Raw genomic sequence first — 18,666 nt, forward strand, 5'->3', positions numbered from 1 at the left:
CGCTACACCTGGACCCAGCGGCGCTCGACCGAGGCCCTCTGCGCCGCGGCGATCACGCGCATGGTCTTGAGCCCGTCCCAGCCGTCGCAGGCCGGCGTGGCCTCGCCGCGCATGCACGCGAGGAAATGCCGGGCCTCCTCGACGTACATGTCGTTGAGCTGGCAGGCGAAGGGGTAGACCTCCCAGCGGTTGGCGGCGGGCTCGAAGAGGCGGATCTCGTTCTCGAAGCGCCGCCACTGGATCACCCCCTGCTCCCCCATGAGCTCGAAATGGCCGTGCATGTTCCAGGCGAAGAGGTTCATGTGGATGTTGCCCACCGTCCCCGAAGCGAAGCGGACGGTCAGGTCGGCGATGTCGTCCGTGCTGATCTCAAGGCTCGAGATCCGGTCCACGACCGCGCTGACCTGCGTGATCTCGCCGCAGAGCCAGCGCATGTAGTCGATCGCATGGCTCTCGTCGAGCACGCAGCCCCCGCCCTGCGCGCCGTCGGCCATGTAGAAGTTGCGGTAGTCCTTGCCCGGGTAGCGGATGGTCAGGTGGTAGGCGTACTCGGTGCGCGCGGCGCGCACCGGGCCGATGCGCCCCTCGTCGAGGAGCTGCTTCGCGAAGCGCATGGGCGGCCAGTAGCGCCAGTTGTAGGCGGTGAGCACCACGAGTCGCCTGGCATCGCAATGCGTGAGGAGCTCCTCCACGCCCGCCACCGAGTGGGCGAAGGGCTTCTCGACCATGAGGTGGGCGCCCCGCTCCGCGGCCAGGCGGCCGATGGCCAGGTGGGAGTCGGGTGGCGTGCAGATCGCCACGCCCTGGGCCCCCTCGAGCGCCGCCTCGACCGTCGGCGCGATGGTCGCGAAGGGGAAGTCCCTCGCAGCCGCCTCCCGCTGGGCCGGCGAGGCGTCGTAGCCGGCGAGGGTCTCCACGCCCACGGCGCGGAAATTGCCGAGGTGGCGACGGCCGATGGATCCGAGTCCGATGATCGCGAGCTTCACGGGGGCGTGTCTCCTCAGCTCCGGGCGGTGTCGAGCGCGGGCGGGCGGGCCGACGCGAGCGCGGCCCCGGGATCATGGGCGTGCAGCCGGTTCCACTCGGCCTCGTACTGCTCGATGCGGCGGATGTCACGGAGCACCATGAGCTCCCGGAGCCCGTAGAGCTCGACGGCGTTGAACTTCTTCGAGATCACGGCCGTGACCCGCGTCGCGTCGCCCAGGTCCAGCAGGAAGGCCTCGAGGTCTCCGTCGTACTGCTCGAGGATGCGCTGCTTGTGGGCGTAGTACCACTCGGTCCCGGGATAGGGCGTGGCGAAGAAGGGCTTCACGGCGAGGCCCAGGCGGTTCCAGGCGCGGATGTTGTCCTTGAGGCTGTCGAAGTCCTCGTCGGGAAAGCCCATCATCTGGTTCGGGATGGGGCGGATGCCGGCCTCGAGCGTCCAGCGCAGCGAGCGCTCGTTGGTCTCGGGGGTGGCGCCCTTGCCGATGGTCTTCATCACCCGCGGCGAGAAGCTCTCGTAGCCGTAGACGAGGTGCGAGCACCCCGCGTGCTTGATCGCCCGGAGCACGTCGGGCGAGCAGAGGGTGGCGTGACTCGTGCCGCCCCAGTGGACGCCCGTGCACTTCTCCGGGTCGTGGGGAACGCCGTCCCGGACGCACCGGGGCTGGAGCCCCTCCTCGATCCACAGGCGCGCGATGTCGGTGAGCCACGTCTTGCCCGAGAACTGGTGCATGGTCATCAGGTTCTCGTCGAGGAACCCGATGAAGTCCACGCCGAAGCGCTGCCGCGCGTACTTGACGAGGTCCACGACGTAGCGCGGGCTGTGGTAACGGATCTTGCGGTCGTGGGTGAAGGTGACGTCGTTCTCTCCGCGCTCGTTCGGGGCCTGCTTCATGTCGCCCGCGATACCGAGATGGAAGCAGAAGCGGCAGATGAGCGAGCAGCCGTAGCTCGCGTTGATGTCGAGCCGCCGCCGCGCGAGCATGCCCTCCTCGGAGAAGAGCGCCATGCTGTTCTTGAAGTACACCTCGAGCGGGAAGAGCTCCCAGGCCGGGTACGGCAGGCTGTCCAGGTCGGCGATGAGCGGCTGCTCCGGGTTGAGCGTGGTCGTCCCCGAGCGCTCGCGCCAGACGAGCCCCTTCACCTGGGCCCAGTCGCGGGCGCCGGCGTCCACGCAGCGGAGCAGCTCGGGGAAGGAGACGAAGGCCTCCCCGACCACGCCGACGTCGACCTCGGGCAGGAAGCGCATGATGTCGTGCGGCATGCTCGTCAGGACGCCCCCGCCCGCCACCACGAGTGCCTGGGGCGCCGCCGCCTTCGCCATGCCCACGATCTGCTTGATCGAGCGGTAGGCGGTGGTGATGCCGCCCAGCGCCACCACGTCCCAGCGGTCCGCCCGGAGCACCTGCGCCACCACCGAGTCCGAGGGGCGCCAGGCATTGTGGTCGTACACCTGCACCTGGTGGCCGTCCCGCACGGCGAGGGCGGCCAGGAGCGCCATGCCGTAGGGCACGTGCCGCGGCTCGTCCTCCTCGCGCATCACGGGGTTGACGAAGAGCACCTTAGCCATGTCGCGCATCCTGCGCGCCGGCGCGACGCGCCGGAGAGCCATCGGCGGCTGCAGTGGCGAGGAACGCCTCGAGCGGCGTCTGCGTGATTCCGGGCCCGAAGAGGAGGCCGCCCTCGGTGCAGTTGTGCGTCTCGCAGTCGGAGCCGGCGGCCAGCTCGAGAAAGACCTCGCGGAACCAGTGGTAGGCCGGGTCGCTGAACCAGACCTCGCCCGTCGCGGGATGCACGGTGTGCATGAAGGCCTCGGGGTACCGGGCGCCCAGGAGCTCGACCAGCTCCGGGTAGTACTGGGTCTTCGCATAGGGCGTGCCCGGCGCGTAGCCCAGGTCCATGCCCACCAGCGCGATCCGCCGCTTGCCGAGCACGGCATGGGTGAGCACCCAGGCCGCCGTCCCCACGTTGCCGCCGCCGTTGAGGCAGGGCAGGCCGTTCATCTCCCAGAGGCGGCGAGAGAGGCTGCCGGGGCGCTCGTAGTCGTCGGGCATCGGGTTCCACCAGAAGATCTCCAGGCCCGCCCGCTCGCAGCGGTCCACCACCGCGGGCGCGACGGATGTCGCCGCGGCGACCTTGATCTTCGGGCTGCAGGCGTCCACGAGCTCGATGAGGGCCTGGTTGGCGGCGACCTCGTCCTGGCTGTGCACGGGGTCCATCTCCTGGCGGCGGAAGTAGTCGTCAGCGGAGGGCGCGGTCAGCCGGGGGTCCCCGAACCAGCGCACGATGCGCTCCGGATGCGGGTCCACGCTCACCACGACGTGCGGGAGGACGCCGACCCGAAGGCAGGCGCCGAGGGCCCCGTCCACCGCCACGATCGTGCCTGCGAAGCCCGAGGCCCGCAGGCGCTCGAGGCTCCGCCGGCGGGCCAGGCTGGGCCCGGCCGCCACGACCACCGCGGCGCTCCCGGTCCCGAGGGAGGCCTCGGCGAGCTCGAGGACGGAGCGCACGATACGGGGCCGGTTCCGCTCGGCATTGGCGAGCCCGACGGCCGCCACGCGCTCGAACGTCGCCGCCTCGAGCGCGCTAGCTATTCGTCGGCCCAGGTCCATCGCCCACTTCCGGTGGCTCGCCGCCTCGGGTCCCCATCTCCGCTCGCCTCGCCTCCGGCTCCGGCTCGCCCCCTCGCTCCGCTCGGGACATCCCCATCTCCGCTCGCCTCGCCTCCGGCTGCGGCTCGCCCTTCCATATCAGCCGCTTCTTGCTCACGAAGCAGATGCTGCCGCCGAGCCGCGAGAGCGCCTTGCGCTCGAACGCGTCGGCAGCGTCGGCGGTCCCCTCGGCGGCATCGGCCTCGATCTTCGCATCGAGCTCGTAGTTGCCCTTCAGATAGTCGCTCATGCTGTCCCCCCGGGCCGCGCGGGCTAGGGCCGCGCCGCCGTCTCCCGCTCGGTGAACTGCAGCCGGTAGAGCCGTGCGTACGTCTCGTTGGAGTCGAGCAGCTCGCCGTGGCGGCCGATGGCCTCGATGCCTCCCTTGCCGAGGACGATGATCTTGTCCGCGTGGAGCACCGTCGAGAGCCGGTGCGCGATGACGATGGACGTGGTCCCCTCGATGACGCGGTCGATGGCCTCCTGCACCAGCCGCTCCGACTCGCTGTCGAGCGAGCTGGTCGCCTCGTCGAGAACGAGGAGGGCGGGGCGGGCCACGATCGCGCGCGCGATGGCGATCCGCTGCCGCTGCCCCCCGGACAGGCGGATACCTCGGTCCCCCACCACGGTCTCGTACCCCTCGGGGAACTCCGTGACGAACTCGTGGGCGTTGGCGATCGTGGCCGCGCGGACGATGTCGGCCTCCGACAGCCCCTCGCGCCCGTAGGCGATGTTGTCACGGATGCTGGCGTTGAAGAGGAGGGCCTCCTGCGAGACCACGCCGAAGAGCCGCCGGTACGCGGCCTGCCGCAGACTCCGCAGGTCGCGGCCGTCGATGGTGATGGCGCCTGCCACCGGGTCGTAGAGACGGAGGATCAGATCGGCCAGCGTGGACTTGCCCACCCCGCTCGGCCCGACGAGGGCCACGACCTCACCCTTGAGGACCTCGAAGCTCACCCGCTCCAGCACGGGCTCGCCGCCGTAGTGGAACGACACGTCGCGGAGACGGATCCGGTCCCGGAACGCGCTGATGGACTCCGGCCCGTCCTCGACCGCGGGCCGCTGCGCGAAGAGCTCGCTCACCCGGGTCGAGGCCGCCAGGGCGGACTGCAGCTGCGTGTAGGCCGACCCCAGGAGCCCGAGCTGCGCCATCAGCGCTCGCCCGACATAGAGGAAGAGGAAGAAGGTGGGGACAGCCATCCGGCCAGCCAGCAGCTCATAGGCGGCCAGCACGAGGAAGCTCGCCTCCACGACGTAGTTGACCACGCTCCGGGCGGGCTCTTCCACGTGCTTGTAGACGCCGAACTTCACGTTGAGCCGGACCACGTCGGCCAGGATCCTGGCCGCGCCGGCCCGCTCGAAGGCTTCGGCCCCGAACGACTTGACCACCCGGATGCTCGTGAGCGCCTCCTGGAAGCGCGCGGCGAGGTCGGCGAACACCGAGAACTGGTCCGTGGCCAGCCGCCGGATCGGCCCCCTCACGGCCCGCGTGATGCCGTAGTGCAGGGCGCCGGCGCCCAGCGCCGCCACGACGAGCTTCGGGCTCGTCCGGACCAGGAGGTAGCCGTAGAAGCCGAGCAGCACGGGGGCGGTGAGGAAGGTGCCCACGATCGTCTCGAGTCCGCTGGTGGCCCCGCGGGTGTCGGCGTCGAGCCGGGAGACGAGCTCCCCCGCCCGCTGCTTGGTGAAGAACCCCATGGACAGCCCCAGCAGGTGCTGGAAGAGGTCCATCTGCATGGCTGCGCCCGCGCGGATCCGGATCCAGAGCGCCAGGAGGTAGTTCCCGAAATCGGCCCAGCCCTTGAGGACACCTGCCGCCACGTAGAGCCCGGCGAGGACGACGATGGCCTGGAACCTGTCGCTCACCGCCTGCACACCCAGGCCGTGGAGCACGGCCGCCCCCAGATTCCTCAGCGTGAGATCCCCGAGCGTGACGCCGCCGCCGGCCACGGGCGATCCCGCGGGCGCCCCCAGCGCCAGGTCGAGGATCGGCGCCATCAGGACGGGGAGCAGGCCGGCGAGCCCCATCGCCAGGTAGCTCGCGAGGAGGAGCAGCCCCACGGCCCGCCAGTGGGGGGCCAGATACCTGCCCAGCAGCCAGCCCAGCCGACGGAGATCGGCGGGTCGAGTCACGCGCCGGGCTCCCCGCCGGACCCCGGCTGCTGCAGCCGGCGCAGGGCCAGGATCTTCTCCCGCCGGATCCCCTGGCGCACCAGATCGGCCACGGGCTGCTCGGGAGGCTCGAATGTCGCCAGGACGAGGCCGTCGAACTCCTCGTCAGCGATCTCGGCGAGCGGCCGCACCGGAAAGCCGAGGAACTGGCCTCCGGCCTCGCGGGCGAAGACGCCCATCGGCTCGAGCCCGAGCTCTCGCAGCGTGAGATACGCCAGCTCGGCCGCCTCACCGGTCCCGCAGAGGGCGATGCGCTTGATGCCGCTCTCGGGCAGAAGAGCCAGATGCTCGCGAAGGGTCTGGCGGGCGCGGCGGTAGAGGCTCAGGGAGTAGGCCATGTGCTCATAGGTGAGCCGCGTCTTCTCGAACGCTCCCTGAGGGGTCAGGAGGTACCTCAATCGCTTTCCCGCAGCCGGCTTGCGCGGGAAGTCGACGATCTTGATCAGGCCTTTCTTGGCCAGGCGCTTGACATAGAGATTCGTCAGGCCAAGGGCGAGCCCCAGTCGCTGGGCCAGGGCGCGCTGGGTCAAGGGACGGCCTTCGTCAATGGCGGTGAGGATTTCGAGGTCGCGCTCGAGCTGACGTTCCATGGCTGGATAATTCTGTTCAACATCTGAACATAGTCGTGCCAACGGGTCAAGAAGATTGAGCTTGCCTTGACACTGGCGAGATGGCCACGCTAGGCTCACGCGGTGCCGAGGTCATGTCGTCCACGGACGTGACGCGACGGCCCGCGCGCGCCGGAGACCCCGCAATGGCAAGCAACCTCTACGACGATGTGCGGCCCGATGTGGCCGCGCTCCTCGCGCGGCAGGCCGAGCAGCTTCCGTTGCCTGACCCAGGCGCCCGCAGTGCCGACGGCCTGGGTCCGCTGGGCCGGCTCGCCAGCCTGGCGCGGCTGTACGCGCTGGGCGCCCAGGTGAGGCTCGGGCTTCACCGGCGCCTCGTCTACGCCGACCTCAAGCTCGCCTGGTTCCACGAGTTCCAGTCGTACTGGGTGGGCGAGCTCGGCAACCGACCGATTCACCCCCACGATTTCTACTACCTCCTCGGCGTGTACCGGCAGCGGCTGCAGAGCGCCTCCTTCGAGAGCCTGGAGAGCCTCGATCCCACCTCCGACGCGAAGCACCTGGAGGCCTGGCGCGATCCCCGGCATGTCTATTACCTCTTCGCCCACGCCTACCGGGAGGCGCTGGCCCCGCTCCGTGTGCACCCGTTCGTGCGCCACCTGAGGCGGGGCGGGCGCGTGGCCGAGTACGGCTGCGGCAGCGCCCCCATCATCGCGGCCCTCGCCCGCCGCTACCGCCATCTCGATCTCCGGCTGGTCGGCGCCGATCTCCCCCATCTCCTCTTCCACTTCGCCCGCTGGCGGTTCCGCGACACCCGCTTCGTGAGCATGGTGGAGATCGACGCCGGCGACGACGCCCCCCTGCCCGGCCAGTACGACGCGATCTTCTGTCTGGAAGTCCTCGAGCACCTGCCCCGCCCGCTGCCGGTGCTCCACCACCTGCACGAGCGGCTCCGCCCCGGCGGCGCCCTGATCTTCGACTACGTCCGCTCCGAGGGCACGGGGCTCGACACCGCCAGCTCGCTGCGTGACCGGATCCCCGCCCTGCAGTTCATCCTGGAGCGCTTCGACGTCGTCGAGGGGATGGTCGCCACCGACGGCGAGCACGTGTCTCCCGCGGTGGCCCGCAAGCGATGAGAGCTCCGGCGGGGCAGGCGCCCGGGCCGGGTCAGACGCTGCCGAGGCGGCGGCCGCGGCGCCGGTACCGGCTGCGCTCCGTCACCGTCACGTCCCACCAGAGGGCGGTCAGCGCACGGATGACCGAGCGGAGGTTCTTCCAGGACACGGCCTTGGAGGCGCCGTGCCGGCGCGCCTGCAGCTCGATGCCCACCTGGACCCAGTCCACCCCGCTGCGCACGGCCTTGACCACCGCTTCCGTCTGGTAGGAGAACCCGTCGGTCGCGATCGGGATGCGCCGGAGGACGGCCGTGCGGAAGATGTTCGTCCCGTTGGTGTAGCGGAAGCGCGTGCCGAAGAGGGCGTTCACCGTCCAGACGTAGAGCCGCGAGAGGAGCCGCCGCACGGTGCCGCGGACCGCGGTGTTGGTGACGAAGAAGACGACGAGGTCGGCCCCCGCGGCGTGCCGGGCCCCACGGACGATCTCGTCCACGCGCATCTCGTTGTCGCCCGGGACGAGGAGGTAGTGCTCCCCGCGCGCCTCCCGGAGTCCCGCCTTGTAGATCCCGCCGATGTTGAGCCGCCGGGGGTTGTGGAAGGCCCGGACCCGAGGGTCCCGCCGGGCCAGCTCGTCAGCCACGCGCCCGGTGCCGTCGCTGCTGGCGTCGTCGAAGACGAGCACTTCGAGGAAGCCGCCGGGGCGGCCGCAGGCGCGTCCGAACTCCCGCAGGATGGCCTCGACGGTGGGCCCGAGGTTGGCCTCCTCGTCGAGCGCGGGAACCACGACGGAGAAACTCGGCGGGGCCAGGTCACCCGGAGCGCCGGACATGCGAGGCTCCCGCCGGCTCGAGGACGGTCAGCAGGTAGAGGTTGAACTTCCGCACCAGCGGATAGAAGTACCGGGCGTCACGGAACACCACCCTGAAGTACTGGTCCATCAGTCCCGGCTCGATGAGGCGCTTCCCGGCGGAGCGCAAGTCCGCCCGCAGCGCGTCGAGGTAGCTCTCGCGCCGGATCTGGCGCCGCGGGCCCCCGCCGACGAGGCGACGCCACCGCTCCCCCGCGGGCACCGGCGCCCCGGGCCTGGCGACATTGGCCCAGCGCGGCGGCCGGTTCACGTGGCGGATGAAGGCGTCGAATGCCGCCGGGAACTCGGCGAGGAAGGCCGGATCGGCGTATGTCGTGATGAAGGGCGTCGGGGTGGCCCCGTGGCGCGGATCTCCCGCGAGGTTCAGCACCGGCGCGTTCGAGAGGCCGTGGAGCCAGTCCACCATGGCCAGCCCCCCGGGCCTGAGGATCCGGCGCGCCTGGGCCAGGAAGACGGCGGGCTCGGCGATGAAGTAGGAGGCGCGAAACATCGCGAGCACATCGCACCCCGCGTCCGGGAGGCTCTCGAGCGCGTTGATCTCCACCCGCCGCACCGTCTCGTCGTCCGGGAAGCGGTCGAAGCAGGCCACCGTGGCGCGCTCGCCGAGGGCGTCGCGGAGCTGGGTGAGGACGGGATCGAGCCGCTGCGCGCCGAGGCCCCACAGGGCGAGCGGCTCCCCGCGCCCGCGCATCGCGGCCAGGCGCCCGGTGTCGCGCTCGAAGCGGCCGAGCGCCTCGCGGAGCCAGGCGAAGTGATGCCGATCAGAGACGCCCACGGGCCTCCGCCCCGGCGCCCCCCCTCAGGCGCCCGGATCCGGCGGCGGCCCGCCGAGGGTCTGGCCCATGGGACGGTCCAGTCTGAGCGGCTTGCGGTACATGAGCCGGTTCGGGGAGCGCTTCCGCCACTCCCGCCGGATGCTGTAGGCGAGGTTTCGCGCCAGGCTCCAGAGCGAGAGCTTCAGCGGATAGACGCGGAAGATGTTGAGGTAGCCCTTGGCCAGGTACCACGGGAAGAAGTAGAGCTTCGTCAGGGGCAGCTTCATCAGCACGTTCACCGTCAGGTTCCGGAGCCACCGCGCGCGGGGGAACATGACGCAGATGGGCCCGAGCAGTGAGAGGTTCTTCTGCTGGAGGGCCTCCTTCGGCGTGAAGCACGTGAACGGGCTCTCGGCCTGGTAGCTCCAGAAGAGCCGGTCGAAATCGCCGTCGAAGAAGCCGTTCTTCACCGCGTACTCGGTCAGCTCGCAGCCCGGGTACGGGTGCAGCACCGGGAAGTCGGCGTAGGTGACGCGGCAGCGGATGTTGATGTCCAGCGACTCGACGTCGTAGTCGATGGCCGCCTTGCCCTGCTGGGCCATGATCTCCCGGCGCACGGGGATGCCGAGGATGGTGTTGGCGAAGGTCACGATCCCCTGCTCCCAGCAGAGGTCGAAGGCCGCCTCCAGCTGCTCTTGCCGCATGCGCCGCTTCACGATGGTGTTCCGGACGTACTCGTTGCCCGCCTCGATGGACATGGTCAGCGAGTGCAGCCCCGCCCGCTTGAGCGCCCCCAGGTTCTCTCGCGTGAGCACGTTGGCCCGCGTGAGGCAGAAGAAGGGCAGCCCCACCTCCCGCGGGTACACCTCGGCGAACTCCTCGAGCCAGGCGTCCACCTTGCGGTCGAGGATGAACATGTCGTCGTAGAACTTGATGAACTGCGTGGGCCAGCGCGCCTTGAGCTCGGCCAGCTCCGCGCACAACCGTCTCACGCTGTAGCGGTTGTAGATGGGCCCCTTGCCCGCGTACATGACGTTGAACCTGGGCTCGAAGCAGTACGTGCACTGGTAGGGGCAGCCGCGGGAGGACATGAACGAGCGAAGGGGGAAGCGGGCGAGGTGCGTCTTCCGGTAGACCAGCTCCCGGTCGTAGAAGGGGAGGCTGTCCAGCACCGTGCGGCGCGGACGGAGATGCGTCGGGTCCACCTCGAGGTCGTACTCGGGGCGGACGGCGGCCCCCGCCGCGCCGAGCTGGGCCAGCTCGGAGGCGCGGCGGGTGGCCACCCCGACGGCGTCGAAGGGGTGGGTCTGGATGAGGCCCGGGAAGAAGGTCGGGTGCGGCCCGCCCATGATGGTGAAGATCCCCGGCGAGCACGCCTTCACCCGCTCGTTGGCGCGGAAGTAGGTCGTGTGCTCGCCGGTCTTGGCGCTGAAGGCCACGAGGTCCGGCTTGATGCGCCGGAGGTCGGCGTCGAGATCGTCCGCGCTGAGAATGCTGAGGAAGGTCGAGTGCCCGCGCTGCTTGGCCAGCGCCGACAGGAGCTGGATGTTCATCGGGTCGATGTACTCGACATCCCGCTCGACGAACAGCACCTTCACCTCGGGCTCCTCCACTCGACGCGGCGTCCTGCCCCGGGAATCCCCCGCCGGCCCGAGGGGCGGGGCCGGGGGCGCCCTCCCCGGAACACGCTAGCTCGCGCCCCGTTGCGCCCTTCCATGACGGGCCACGATATGCCGCGCTCCGGCTCCGTCAGCGCGCAGAAGCCACGGTTCCGGGGAGGGCGCCCCCGGCCCCGCCCCTCGGAGGTGGGCGCCGAAGTCCCGCGACACGACCCCAGCGGCATGCGAACGAACCCCGGAGGCCGATCAAAAAGATCCAGATGCAAGGCGGCGCCCGACGGCCGCACGCGAGGCGTACTGCGCCTGGCGAGCCGCAGCCGGAGGCGAGGCGAGCGGACCCCGGAGATCCCGGCGAGCGTGAGCGAGCCGCGTCGAGCGTGCGGCCGAGGGCGCCACCGCCGCAGATGGGCCTTTTTCAGCGGCCGACTAGAAGGGCCCATGGAAGTCCCTGGGGCGGGCGGGGGCTGGGCGCTCGGGGAGCGCCGCGGGGTGGGCGGCCTCGAGGCAGAGACGCGCTGCCGCCGCGATCTCCCGCGGACCCGGGTAATAGACCTGCTCCAGCGCGGAGGAGCCCGGCGTGGGCGCCTCCGGCAGCGCCACGCGGCGGATGGGCGCCCGGAGCCGGCCGAACAGCTCCTCGCCGACCCGGGCGGCGATTTCCGCGGAGACCCCGAAGCTCTTCCAGCCGGTGTCGGCGATCACCAGGCGTCCAGTCTTCGCCACGGAGCGGACGATGGTCGCCGAGTCGAGCGGGCGGAGGCTCCGCACGTCCACGATCTCGGCCTGGATCCCGTCGGCCGCCAGCGCCTCGGCCGCCTGCACCGCCTCCAGCACCATGTGGGAGACGGCCACGATGGTCACGTCGCTCCCCTCGCGCAGCAGGCCGGCCTGGCCGAGGGGGATCTGGTAGGGCTCCTCGGGCACCGGCCCCGATTTCTCGTAGAGCCAGCGGTGCTCGAGGCAGATGACCGGGCCGTCCGTGGACAGGGCCGTCATGAGGAGGCCCTTGGCGTCGGCGGGCGTGGCCGGCATGATCACGGAGAGCCCGGGGACATGGGCGAAGAGGGCCTGCAGGCTCTGCGAGTGCTGCGCCGCCTGGCCCCACCCGCGCCCGATGATGGCGCGGATCGTCACGGGCACGCGCAGCTTCCCGCCGCACATGTACCGCCACTTGGCGGCGTTGTTGACGATCTGATCCATGGTGAGGAGCAGGAAGTCGTTCCGCGCATGCACGAGGAGCGGATGCAGCCCCCTGAGCCCCGCGCCGACGCACATGCCGGTGAGCGCCGCCTCCGAGAGCGGCGTGTCGAAGACGCGCGCGCTCCCGAAGCGCTCGAAGGCGCCGCGCGTGGTGCCGAAGATCCCCTTGGCGTCGTCCACGCCCACGCCGAGCACGATGATGCGCTCGTCCTTCGCCATGGCCTGGCGCGTGGCCTCGTCGATGGCCTCCCGGTACTTGAGCTGCCGCATGGGCGGGGGGTCGGGCCTACTCCACGTCCGCGCAGAGCTGTTCAGCGGACGGGAAGGGGCTCGCCTTGGCGAAGGCCACGGCCTGAGCCACCTCCGCCTCGACCGCCGCGTCGATTCGCTCCCGGTGCGCGGCCTCCATCACGCCCGCCTGCAGGAGCCGCCGCGCCACGCCCTCCAGGGGATCTCGCTCCATCCAGCGGCTGAGCTCTGCCTGGCTCCGGTAGCCCAGCGCGATGTCGAAGTTGGGTCCGACGTGCTCGCGCCAGCGGTAGGTCTTGGCCTCGATGAGCGTCGGCCCACCACCCTTTCGCGCCCGCGCCACCGCGGCGCGCGCCGCGCGGTAGACGGCCACGGCGTCGGTGCCGTCCACGATGACGCCGGGCATGCGATAGGCCGCGGCCCGGGGCGCGATGTCCTCGCTCACCTGGCGGGCACGCAGTGGCGAGTGGGTCGCGTACAGGTTGTTCTCGCACACGAAGAGCACGGGGAGGCGCCGCAGGGCGGCCAGCCCCAGACTCTCGTGGGTCACGCCCTGCTCGGCCGCCGCGTCCCCGAAGAAGGCCACGGCCACCTCGTCGCTGCCGGTGAGAGTCGCCGCCAGCGCGCACCCCACGGCCAGCGGGATGGAGCCGGCGACGATGGCGGAGGCCCCGAGCATGCCGACCTCCGGCGCCGTGAGGTGCATGGAGCCCCCCTTCCCGCCGCAGCAGCCCGTGGCCCGGCCGTAGAGCTCCGCGAACATGGCGCGCAGGTCGCCGCCCTTGGCGAGGTAGTGGGCGTGGCAGCGGTGGGTGCTGACCGCCGTGTCGCCCGGACGCAGCGCCAAGCAGACGCCAGCGGCCACCGCCTCCTGGCCGATGGACAGGTGCGTGGGGCAGCGGATCTCCTCCTCGGGGTAGCGCTCGACGATCATCTCCTCCGCCCGCCGGATGCGCCTCATGGTGACGTAGAGATCGGTGAGGAGCGCCACTGACAGGCCCCGGAGGGCCGCATCCCCCCGGCCCGGCGCCGACCGCCGGCGGGCCCGGGAGTCCCGCGGCGGGCCCGTGCGCCCCACCGCGCTCATCGGCGGTAGAACTCCGTGAGCCCCGCCACCACGTACTGGAGGTCGTCCTCGGTCAGGTACTCGTGGACGGGGAGGGACAGGATGCGCTCGCTCTGGGCCTCGCACACGGGGAAGGAGCCCCGCTTGTAGCCCAGGGATTGAGCCGACTTCAGGATGTGGATGGTGACCGGCTAGTGGATCTACGTCTCGAGCCCGCGGGCGTCGAGGAAGAGGACGAGACGGTCGCGCTCCTCCACCTGGACCACGTAGGTGTGAAAGACCTGGCGGACTCCGGCCCTCCGTGGCGGCACGATGACCCGGGGCCCCAGGGCCGCCAGCGCGCGGTCGTAGAAGGCCGCGTGGCGGTTCCGCGTCTCGGCCACCTGCTCCACGCCGTCCAGCAGGGCATCCCCCACGATGGCCTGGAGCGTGTCGAGCCGGCTGTTGCAGCCCCAGGTCTCGGCCTCGTCGCGGGTGCGGAGGCCGTGATGGCGCAGGAGGCGCACCCGGTCGGCGATCTCGCCCGAGCCCGTGGTGAGCATCCCGCCGTCCCCCGCCACGCCGAGGTTCTTGAGCGGGAAGAGGCTGAAGGCCCCCGCGGCGCCGATGGCCCCGACGCGGCGCGAGCCGATGGAGGCGCCCACGGCCTGCGCTGCGTCCTCGATCACCGGGAGGCGGTGGCGGGCCGCCACGGCGCCGATGGCGTCCAGGTCCGCCGGCGCGCCCGTCAGGTGGACCGGGATGATGGCCCGGGTCCGGGGCGTGATGGCGTCCTCCAGGAGCACCGGGTCCATGAGGTACTCGGCGTTGACGTCCACGAACACGGGCGTCGCGCCCGCCATGACGATGGCGCCGGCCGTGGCGATGAAACTGTTGGAGACGGTGACGACCTCGTCCCCCGCCCCCACGCCCAGGGCCCGCAGCGCCAGGACGAGCGCATCGGTGCCGGAGTTGAGGCCCACCGCATGGGCCGTGCCGCAGAGTCGGGCGAAGCGGGCCTCGAAGGCGGCCACCTGCGGGCCCAGGACGAACTGGCAGCGCCCGAACTCCTCGGCCACCCGCCGCGCCACCTCCCCGTCGGCGAACTGGCGGGGCAGCTCCATGTACTTCACGCGGCGGGCGGGTCCGGTCACCGGGGCGCGCCCTTCCGGTAGAAGTCGGTCACGGCCTCGATCATGTGGTCCACTTGCTCCCGGCTCAGGTGCTGGTGGACCGGCAACGTGATGATGCGCGTCGCCTGGCGCTCGGCCTCCGGAAAGTCGCCCTCCCGGTAGCCGAGGCGCCGGCCGGCCGGCTGCAGATGCAGCGGCACGGGGTAGTGGATCTTGGCCTCCACCCCGCGTGCGAGGAGGTGGGCCAGCAGCCGGTCGCGGTCCTCCGCCTCGAACATGTAGAGGTGGAAGACGTGGCGCTCCCCGGCGCGCCGCGTGGGAATGCGCACCCGGGGCGCGAGGGGCGCGAGCCCGGCGTCCAGGGCCCGCGCGTTGCCGATCCGGGCGGCCGTGATGGCCTCCACGTCCTTGATGAGGTGGTTGCCCACGATGGCCTGCAGTGTGTCGAGCCGGCTGTTGTAGCCGAAGACCTCCACCTCGTCGCGGCCCCGGAGCCCATGGTTGCGGAGGAGCCGGAGCGTGGCGTCCAGCTCCTCGGAGCTGGTGACGACGACGCCGCCGTCACCCCACACGTTGAGGTTCTTCAGCGGATGCAGGCTGAAGCCCGCGGCTACGCCGAAGCTCGACACGAGGTGGCCGTCGATGGCGGCGCCGATGGCCTGGCAGGCGTCCTCCACGACGGGCAGCCCGTGGGCGGCCGCGAGGGGAAGGATCGCGCCCATCTTCGCGGGCTGCCCTGCGTAGTGCACGGGTATGATCGCCCGGGTGCGCGGCGTGATCGCCCGCTCGATGCCGGCCGGGTCGATGTTGAAGTCGTCCCCCGCGTCCACGAAGGCCGGCCGGGCACCCGCGGCCACGATGGCCCCCGCCGTCGCGATGAAGGTGTTGGCCGCGGTGATGACCTCGTCGCCGGGCCCGACGCCGAGGGCCTTGAGGGAGAGGAAGAGGGCGTCCGTGCCCGTCCCCACGCCCACGGCGAAGCGGGCGCCGCAGAGCCGGGCGAAGGCGGCCTCGAACTGCGCCACCGCCGGCCCCAGCGTGTACTGCGCGGACTCGAGCAGCCCCTTGATGTCGCGGAGGATCGCTTCGGAGTCGGCGAACTGCTCCTCGAGGTAGGAGTAGGGGACCCGCATGCTACAGCCGGGCCGCCAGCATGGTCTTGATGTTGTAGTACCGCGGGTCGTCCATGGAGTCGGGGATCCGTCCCGCGCGGAAGGCCTGCGTGAGGTCACGGACCGCGTCCTCCACCGTGTGACGCGGCTCGAAGCCGAGCGTGCGCTTGATCTTCTCGGAGGAGATGTGGTACGAGCGGTGATCGTCCGTGGGCGTCGTCTCGATGGTCACCCGCTCCCGCCCCACCACGTCCCGCACCATCTCGGCCAGCGCCGCCACCGTGTGGTTCTCGTAGCCCGCATTGAAGGTCTCCCCCGCGATGCGCGCGTCGTCCCACTCGAGGGCGTGCGCATAGAGGTCGGTGACGTCCTCGATGTGGATGTTGGGGCGCTTCTGGGCGCCCCCGAACACGGTGATCCGGCCCCTGTTCACGGCGAGGTTGGTCAGGATGTTCACCGTGAGATCCAGCCGGAGCCGCGGCGAGTCGCCGCACACCGTGGCGGGACGCAGGATCAGCGTCGTGAAGCCGGGCGCCTGGGCGCGCAGGAGCACCTCCTCGCAGAGCGCCTTGTACTTCGAGTAGTCCGTCAACGGGGTGAGCGGCAGCTCCTCCGTCACGTTCTCCTCCGCCTTGATGCCGTAGACGCTCGAGGAGGAGGCGTAGATGAAGCGCCTCACGCCCTGGTCCCTCGAGATCTCCACCAGCGGCAGGAAGGCGTCGTAGTTGATGGATTTCCCCAGCGCGGGGGCGAGCTCGAAGCTCGGGTCGTTGGAGATGCAGGCGAGGTGGATGACCGCGTCCACGCCCGCGAGCTCGCGCTCGAGGAGCGCCCGGTCCCGGATGTCCCCCTTGACCTGGCGGAGGCGCGGGTGGGCGCCCACCGCCTTCAGCACGTCCTCGCCGAAGAGGTACAGGTCGACCACCGTGACGCGGTAGCCCCGGGCGAGGAGCTTGGGCACCAGTACCGCCCCCACGTACCCCGCCCCACCCGTCACCAGCACGTGCCGCGACTGCGTCACCATCGCTGCCCCCTCGACATGACCCCGATGCGTCCGAACGGCCGGATCGGCCCGCGGTCCACCCGTGCCTCGATCTTATGGGCGGGCTTTCGGGTCTGCAAGGAATTCGCCGGCGCCCGGGCGCCTCAGCCCCCGGGGCCGAGATTGAGCAGGCGCTTGAGCCGCCCCAGCAGCCGCGCGGCGACACGCCCCTTCCCGGTGCACCGGTACCGCTCGCCGTCCCGCTCCAGGTAGCCCGCCACCACGAGGCGCTCCATCCGCCTGCCCAGCATCAGCTCGAAGGAGTAGTGCTGCTTGAGCTCCTCGAGCGTCATGCCCCGCGACGGGCCGCGCGACAGCTCGATGAGGCTCCGGACACCGACGGAGTTGTCGGCCATGTTGAACAGCTGGTAGTAGCCGGCGAAGAGGAACCAGTAGACGACGGCGCCGTTGACCCAGGTGACGGCGTGCGTCGGGGCCGACAGCAGCGGCGCCAGCCAGGTGCCATCGCTCGGCAGCAGGCGGAACGCCGACGCGTACGCCAGGTACCCGCCGAGCCAGAGCCACAGCATCACGTAGAGCTTCCGCCGGACCGCCACGAAGTGGAAGACGGCGAGCTGGACGCCGAGGAAGACGAGAAAGGTCAGCGCCGCCGCCAGGAGCCCGCGCACCGCTATCCTCCGGACCCCATCCTGAAGAACGATTTCATCCTTGCGAACAGTCGGGCCTCCCGGCGTCCACGGGGCGTGATCCGGTACCGGGCGCCCTCCCTGGTCAGCGACCCGATATCCAGCATCTCGTCGAGCCGGCGCTCCACGACCTGATCGAGCGAGTACATCCCGGCGACTCCCTCCGCGGAGAGGGCCCGGCCCGGGGCGCGCTCGATCTCGATCAGGATGCGGGCCGAGAAGCCGCGGTCGACGAGGAAGTAGAACATGCTGTACCCGACGAACAGCAGGCTGTGGACGAGGAGGCCGTTGGCCACGTCGAGGAGCCAGCCTGCCCCCGCCCAGCCGGCGGGGATCACCCAGAGGTCCGGGGGAGTGGCGAGGTAGGCGCCCGTGAGGGCCAGCGCGAAGGCCACGTGCAGCCGCACCATGGCGCCGAAGCGACGCTGCGGCGCGAGGAGGTGAAAGACCGTGACGTGCAGGGGCAGGAAGGCGCAGAACGCCCCGGCGGCGAGCAGGAGTCCCTTGAGCACAGGGAATCGTAGCATGGCGGCGGCTTCGGATCCTGCCAATCCCGGGCGCGCTGCGCGTCCGGTGAGCCACCTGCGAGGAAGCGGGCTCGAGCCGGGTGTATGATCGGTGCCTGACCGTGACCACGTCCGACCCGATGGACTCGACCACCTGCGTCCTCTGCGGGCCCGTCCCGGCCATCCCCGTGGAGATGCGAGACGGCTTCCGGATCGTCCGCTGCCGGCGGTGCGGTCTCATCTTCGTCCACGGCTGCCAGACGCTCGGGGACCTCGCCGGCCTGTACAGCCCCGCGTACTTCCGGCACGAGGGCAGATCGTCCGTCGGGTACGGAGACTACCTGGCCCAGAGGGCCCTGCACCTGAGGAATGCCCGGGCGCTCTTGACGATCCTCGAGCGCGAGATCCCGGGGCCGAGCCGGCAGATCGTCGACATCGGCTGCGCGCACGGGTTCTTCCTCGCGGCGGCTCGTGAGCGCGGCTGGACCGGGTACGGCGTGGACGTCTCGGCGGACGCCGTCCGGTACGCGCGGGAGAGGCTGGGGCTCGCGGTGCGCCAGGGAGACATCGAGCAGGCCGGGCTCGAGCCGGGCGCCTTCGACGCCGTCACGCTGATCGGCACCATCGAGCACCTGCCCGATCCCCTGCGCACGCTGGGGGCCGCCGCGCGCCTGCTCAGGCCCGGCGGGCATCTCCTCATGACGACGCTGGACGTCGAGGGCACGCTCCGCCACTACGAGTGGAAGCCGCCGGAACACCTCTACTACTTCTCCTTCCGGACCCTGGCGGCTCTGGTGGAGGCAGCCGGCCTCGAGGTGCGGTGGCGCCGGTGGTACTGGGCGTGGTACTCGGTCTCCGACCTGGCGGCCCGGCTCTGGCGGTACTGGAGGCTGCCGGGCGCGGCGGGCGTGGCCCGGGCGCTGGACCGGGCGGGAGTGGGGCGTCTGGGCGTCAGGATCCCGACGAACGAGATGCTCGTCCTGGCCCGGAAGCGCTGAG

The 18,666-nt window shown here is 71.1% G+C and carries 19 protein-coding genes; 2 read left to right on the forward strand and 17 right to left on the reverse strand.

Annotation, left to right across the window (positions count from 1 at the left end; genetic code table 11):
* Positions 1–2: 2 nt before the first annotated feature.
* The 6 genes from HYV93_10885 to HYV93_10910 are packed head-to-tail and all read right to left on the reverse strand — an operon-like array spanning position 3 to position 6,397.
* Complete coding sequence (locus HYV93_10885) at positions 3–986, reverse strand: Gfo/Idh/MocA family oxidoreductase (protein ID MBI2526480.1); 984 nt, start codon at positions 984–986, stop codon at positions 3–5.
* A gap of 14 nt (positions 987–1,000) precedes the next feature.
* Positions 1,001–2,554, reverse strand: a complete 1,554-nt coding sequence (locus tag HYV93_10890; protein ID MBI2526481.1) for a B12-binding domain-containing radical SAM protein — start codon at positions 2,552–2,554, stop codon at positions 1,001–1,003.
* Positions 2,547–3,596, reverse strand: coding sequence for a DUF115 domain-containing protein (locus HYV93_10895; GenBank protein ID MBI2526482.1), 1,050 nt, complete (start codon positions 3,594–3,596; stop codon positions 2,547–2,549). The genes HYV93_10890 and HYV93_10895 overlap by 8 nt, the downstream gene beginning before the upstream one ends.
* Complete coding sequence (locus tag HYV93_10900; protein ID MBI2526483.1) at positions 3,571–3,885, reverse strand: hypothetical protein; 315 nt, start codon at positions 3,883–3,885, stop codon at positions 3,571–3,573. Before HYV93_10900 ends, HYV93_10895 begins: the two co-directional genes overlap by 26 nt.
* 23 nt (positions 3,886–3,908) lie before the next feature.
* On the reverse strand, positions 3,909–5,768 hold the full coding sequence (locus HYV93_10905; protein ID MBI2526484.1) for an ABC transporter ATP-binding protein: 1,860 nt from the start codon (positions 5,766–5,768) through the stop codon (positions 3,909–3,911).
* Complete coding sequence (locus HYV93_10910) at positions 5,765–6,397, reverse strand: winged helix-turn-helix transcriptional regulator (GenBank protein MBI2526485.1); 633 nt, start codon at positions 6,395–6,397, stop codon at positions 5,765–5,767. Before HYV93_10910 ends, HYV93_10905 begins: the two co-directional genes overlap by 4 nt.
* 164 nt (positions 6,398–6,561) lie before the next feature.
* Here HYV93_10910 and HYV93_10915 point away from each other — a divergent pair, with 164 nt between their 5' ends.
* Positions 6,562–7,512 (forward strand): class I SAM-dependent methyltransferase, encoded by a 951-nt coding sequence (locus tag HYV93_10915; GenBank protein ID MBI2526486.1) that lies wholly within the window; start codon positions 6,562–6,564, stop codon positions 7,510–7,512.
* 31 nt (positions 7,513–7,543) lie between these two features.
* Here the strand turns inward: HYV93_10915 and HYV93_10920 are convergent, their stop codons facing one another.
* The 11 genes from HYV93_10920 to HYV93_10970 form a co-directional block, all read right to left on the reverse strand.
* Complete coding sequence (locus tag HYV93_10920; GenBank protein MBI2526487.1) at positions 7,544–8,320, reverse strand: glycosyltransferase family 2 protein; 777 nt, start codon at positions 8,318–8,320, stop codon at positions 7,544–7,546.
* Complete coding sequence (locus tag HYV93_10925; GenBank protein ID MBI2526488.1) at positions 8,301–9,134, reverse strand: methyltransferase domain-containing protein; 834 nt, start codon at positions 9,132–9,134, stop codon at positions 8,301–8,303. Before HYV93_10925 ends, HYV93_10920 begins: the two co-directional genes overlap by 20 nt.
* 24 nt (positions 9,135–9,158) lie before the next feature.
* Positions 9,159–10,712, reverse strand: a complete 1,554-nt coding sequence (locus HYV93_10930; protein MBI2526489.1) for a radical SAM protein — start codon at positions 10,710–10,712, stop codon at positions 9,159–9,161.
* 447 nt (positions 10,713–11,159) lie between these two features.
* The gene (locus HYV93_10935; protein MBI2526490.1) at positions 11,160–12,203 is read right to left on the reverse strand and encodes an alpha-ketoacid dehydrogenase subunit beta; all 1,044 of its coding nucleotides are present in this window, start codon (positions 12,201–12,203) and stop codon (positions 11,160–11,162) included.
* 16 nt (positions 12,204–12,219) lie between these two features.
* Positions 12,220–13,143, reverse strand: coding sequence for a thiamine pyrophosphate-dependent dehydrogenase E1 component subunit alpha (locus HYV93_10940; protein ID MBI2526491.1), 924 nt, complete (start codon positions 13,141–13,143; stop codon positions 12,220–12,222).
* A 122-nt stretch (positions 13,144–13,265) separates the two neighbouring features.
* The gene (locus tag HYV93_10945) at positions 13,266–13,376 is read right to left on the reverse strand and encodes a hypothetical protein (GenBank protein MBI2526492.1); all 111 of its coding nucleotides are present in this window, start codon (positions 13,374–13,376) and stop codon (positions 13,266–13,268) included.
* Positions 13,377–13,448: 72 nt separating this feature from the next.
* Positions 13,449–14,381, reverse strand: coding sequence for a DegT/DnrJ/EryC1/StrS family aminotransferase (locus HYV93_10950; protein ID MBI2526493.1), 933 nt, complete (start codon positions 14,379–14,381; stop codon positions 13,449–13,451).
* Positions 14,378–15,493: a DegT/DnrJ/EryC1/StrS family aminotransferase gene (locus HYV93_10955; GenBank protein ID MBI2526494.1), complete on the reverse strand. Its 1,116-nt coding sequence runs from the start codon at positions 15,491–15,493 to the stop codon at positions 14,378–14,380. The genes HYV93_10950 and HYV93_10955 overlap by 4 nt, the downstream gene beginning before the upstream one ends.
* A 1-nt stretch (position 15,494) precedes the next feature.
* The gene (locus HYV93_10960; protein MBI2526495.1) at positions 15,495–16,496 is read right to left on the reverse strand and encodes an SDR family oxidoreductase; all 1,002 of its coding nucleotides are present in this window, start codon (positions 16,494–16,496) and stop codon (positions 15,495–15,497) included.
* 122 nt (positions 16,497–16,618) lie between these two features.
* Positions 16,619–17,143, reverse strand: coding sequence for a hypothetical protein (locus HYV93_10965; GenBank protein MBI2526496.1), 525 nt, complete (start codon positions 17,141–17,143; stop codon positions 16,619–16,621).
* Between the two features lie 2 nt (positions 17,144–17,145).
* Positions 17,146–17,688: a hypothetical protein gene (locus HYV93_10970; protein ID MBI2526497.1), complete on the reverse strand. Its 543-nt coding sequence runs from the start codon at positions 17,686–17,688 to the stop codon at positions 17,146–17,148.
* Positions 17,689–17,789: 101 nt separating this feature from the next.
* Here HYV93_10970 and HYV93_10975 point away from each other — a divergent pair, with 101 nt between their 5' ends.
* Complete coding sequence (locus tag HYV93_10975; protein MBI2526498.1) at positions 17,790–18,665, forward strand: class I SAM-dependent methyltransferase; 876 nt, start codon at positions 17,790–17,792, stop codon at positions 18,663–18,665.
* Position 18,666 lies beyond the last annotated feature (1 nt).

The sequence above is a fragment of the Candidatus Rokuibacteriota bacterium genome (genome assembly GCA_016188005.1).
In the GTDB taxonomy this organism is placed as follows: Bacteria; Methylomirabilota; Methylomirabilia; order Rokubacteriales; family CSP1-6; genus UBA12499.

Coding starts and splice junctions, on each gene's coding strand:
- HYV93_10910 (MBI2526485.1), bottom strand. CDS start 6,397: ATGGAACGTCAGCTCGAGCGCGACCTCGAAATCCTCACCGCCATTGAC.
- HYV93_10935 (MBI2526490.1), bottom strand. CDS start 12,203: ATGCGGCAGCTCAAGTACCGGGAGGCCATCGACGAGGCCACGCGCCAG.
- HYV93_10955 (MBI2526494.1), bottom strand. CDS start 15,493: ATGCGGGTCCCCTACTCCTACCTCGAGGAGCAGTTCGCCGACTCCGAA.
- HYV93_10895 (MBI2526482.1), bottom strand. CDS start 3,596: ATGGACCTGGGCCGACGAATAGCTAGCGCGCTCGAGGCGGCGACGTTC.
- HYV93_10900 (MBI2526483.1), bottom strand. CDS start 3,885: ATGAGCGACTATCTGAAGGGCAACTACGAGCTCGATGCGAAGATCGAG.
- HYV93_10970 (MBI2526497.1), bottom strand. CDS start 17,688: ATGCTACGATTCCCTGTGCTCAAGGGACTCCTGCTCGCCGCCGGGGCG.
- HYV93_10920 (MBI2526487.1), bottom strand. CDS start 8,320: ATGTCCGGCGCTCCGGGTGACCTGGCCCCGCCGAGTTTCTCCGTCGTG.
- HYV93_10890 (MBI2526481.1), bottom strand. CDS start 2,554: ATGGCTAAGGTGCTCTTCGTCAACCCCGTGATGCGCGAGGAGGACGAG.
- HYV93_10915 (MBI2526486.1), top strand. CDS start 6,562: ATGGCAAGCAACCTCTACGACGATGTGCGGCCCGATGTGGCCGCGCTC.
- HYV93_10960 (MBI2526495.1), bottom strand. CDS start 16,496: ATGGTGACGCAGTCGCGGCACGTGCTGGTGACGGGTGGGGCGGGGTAC.
- HYV93_10940 (MBI2526491.1), bottom strand. CDS start 13,143: ATGAGGCGCATCCGGCGGGCGGAGGAGATGATCGTCGAGCGCTACCCC.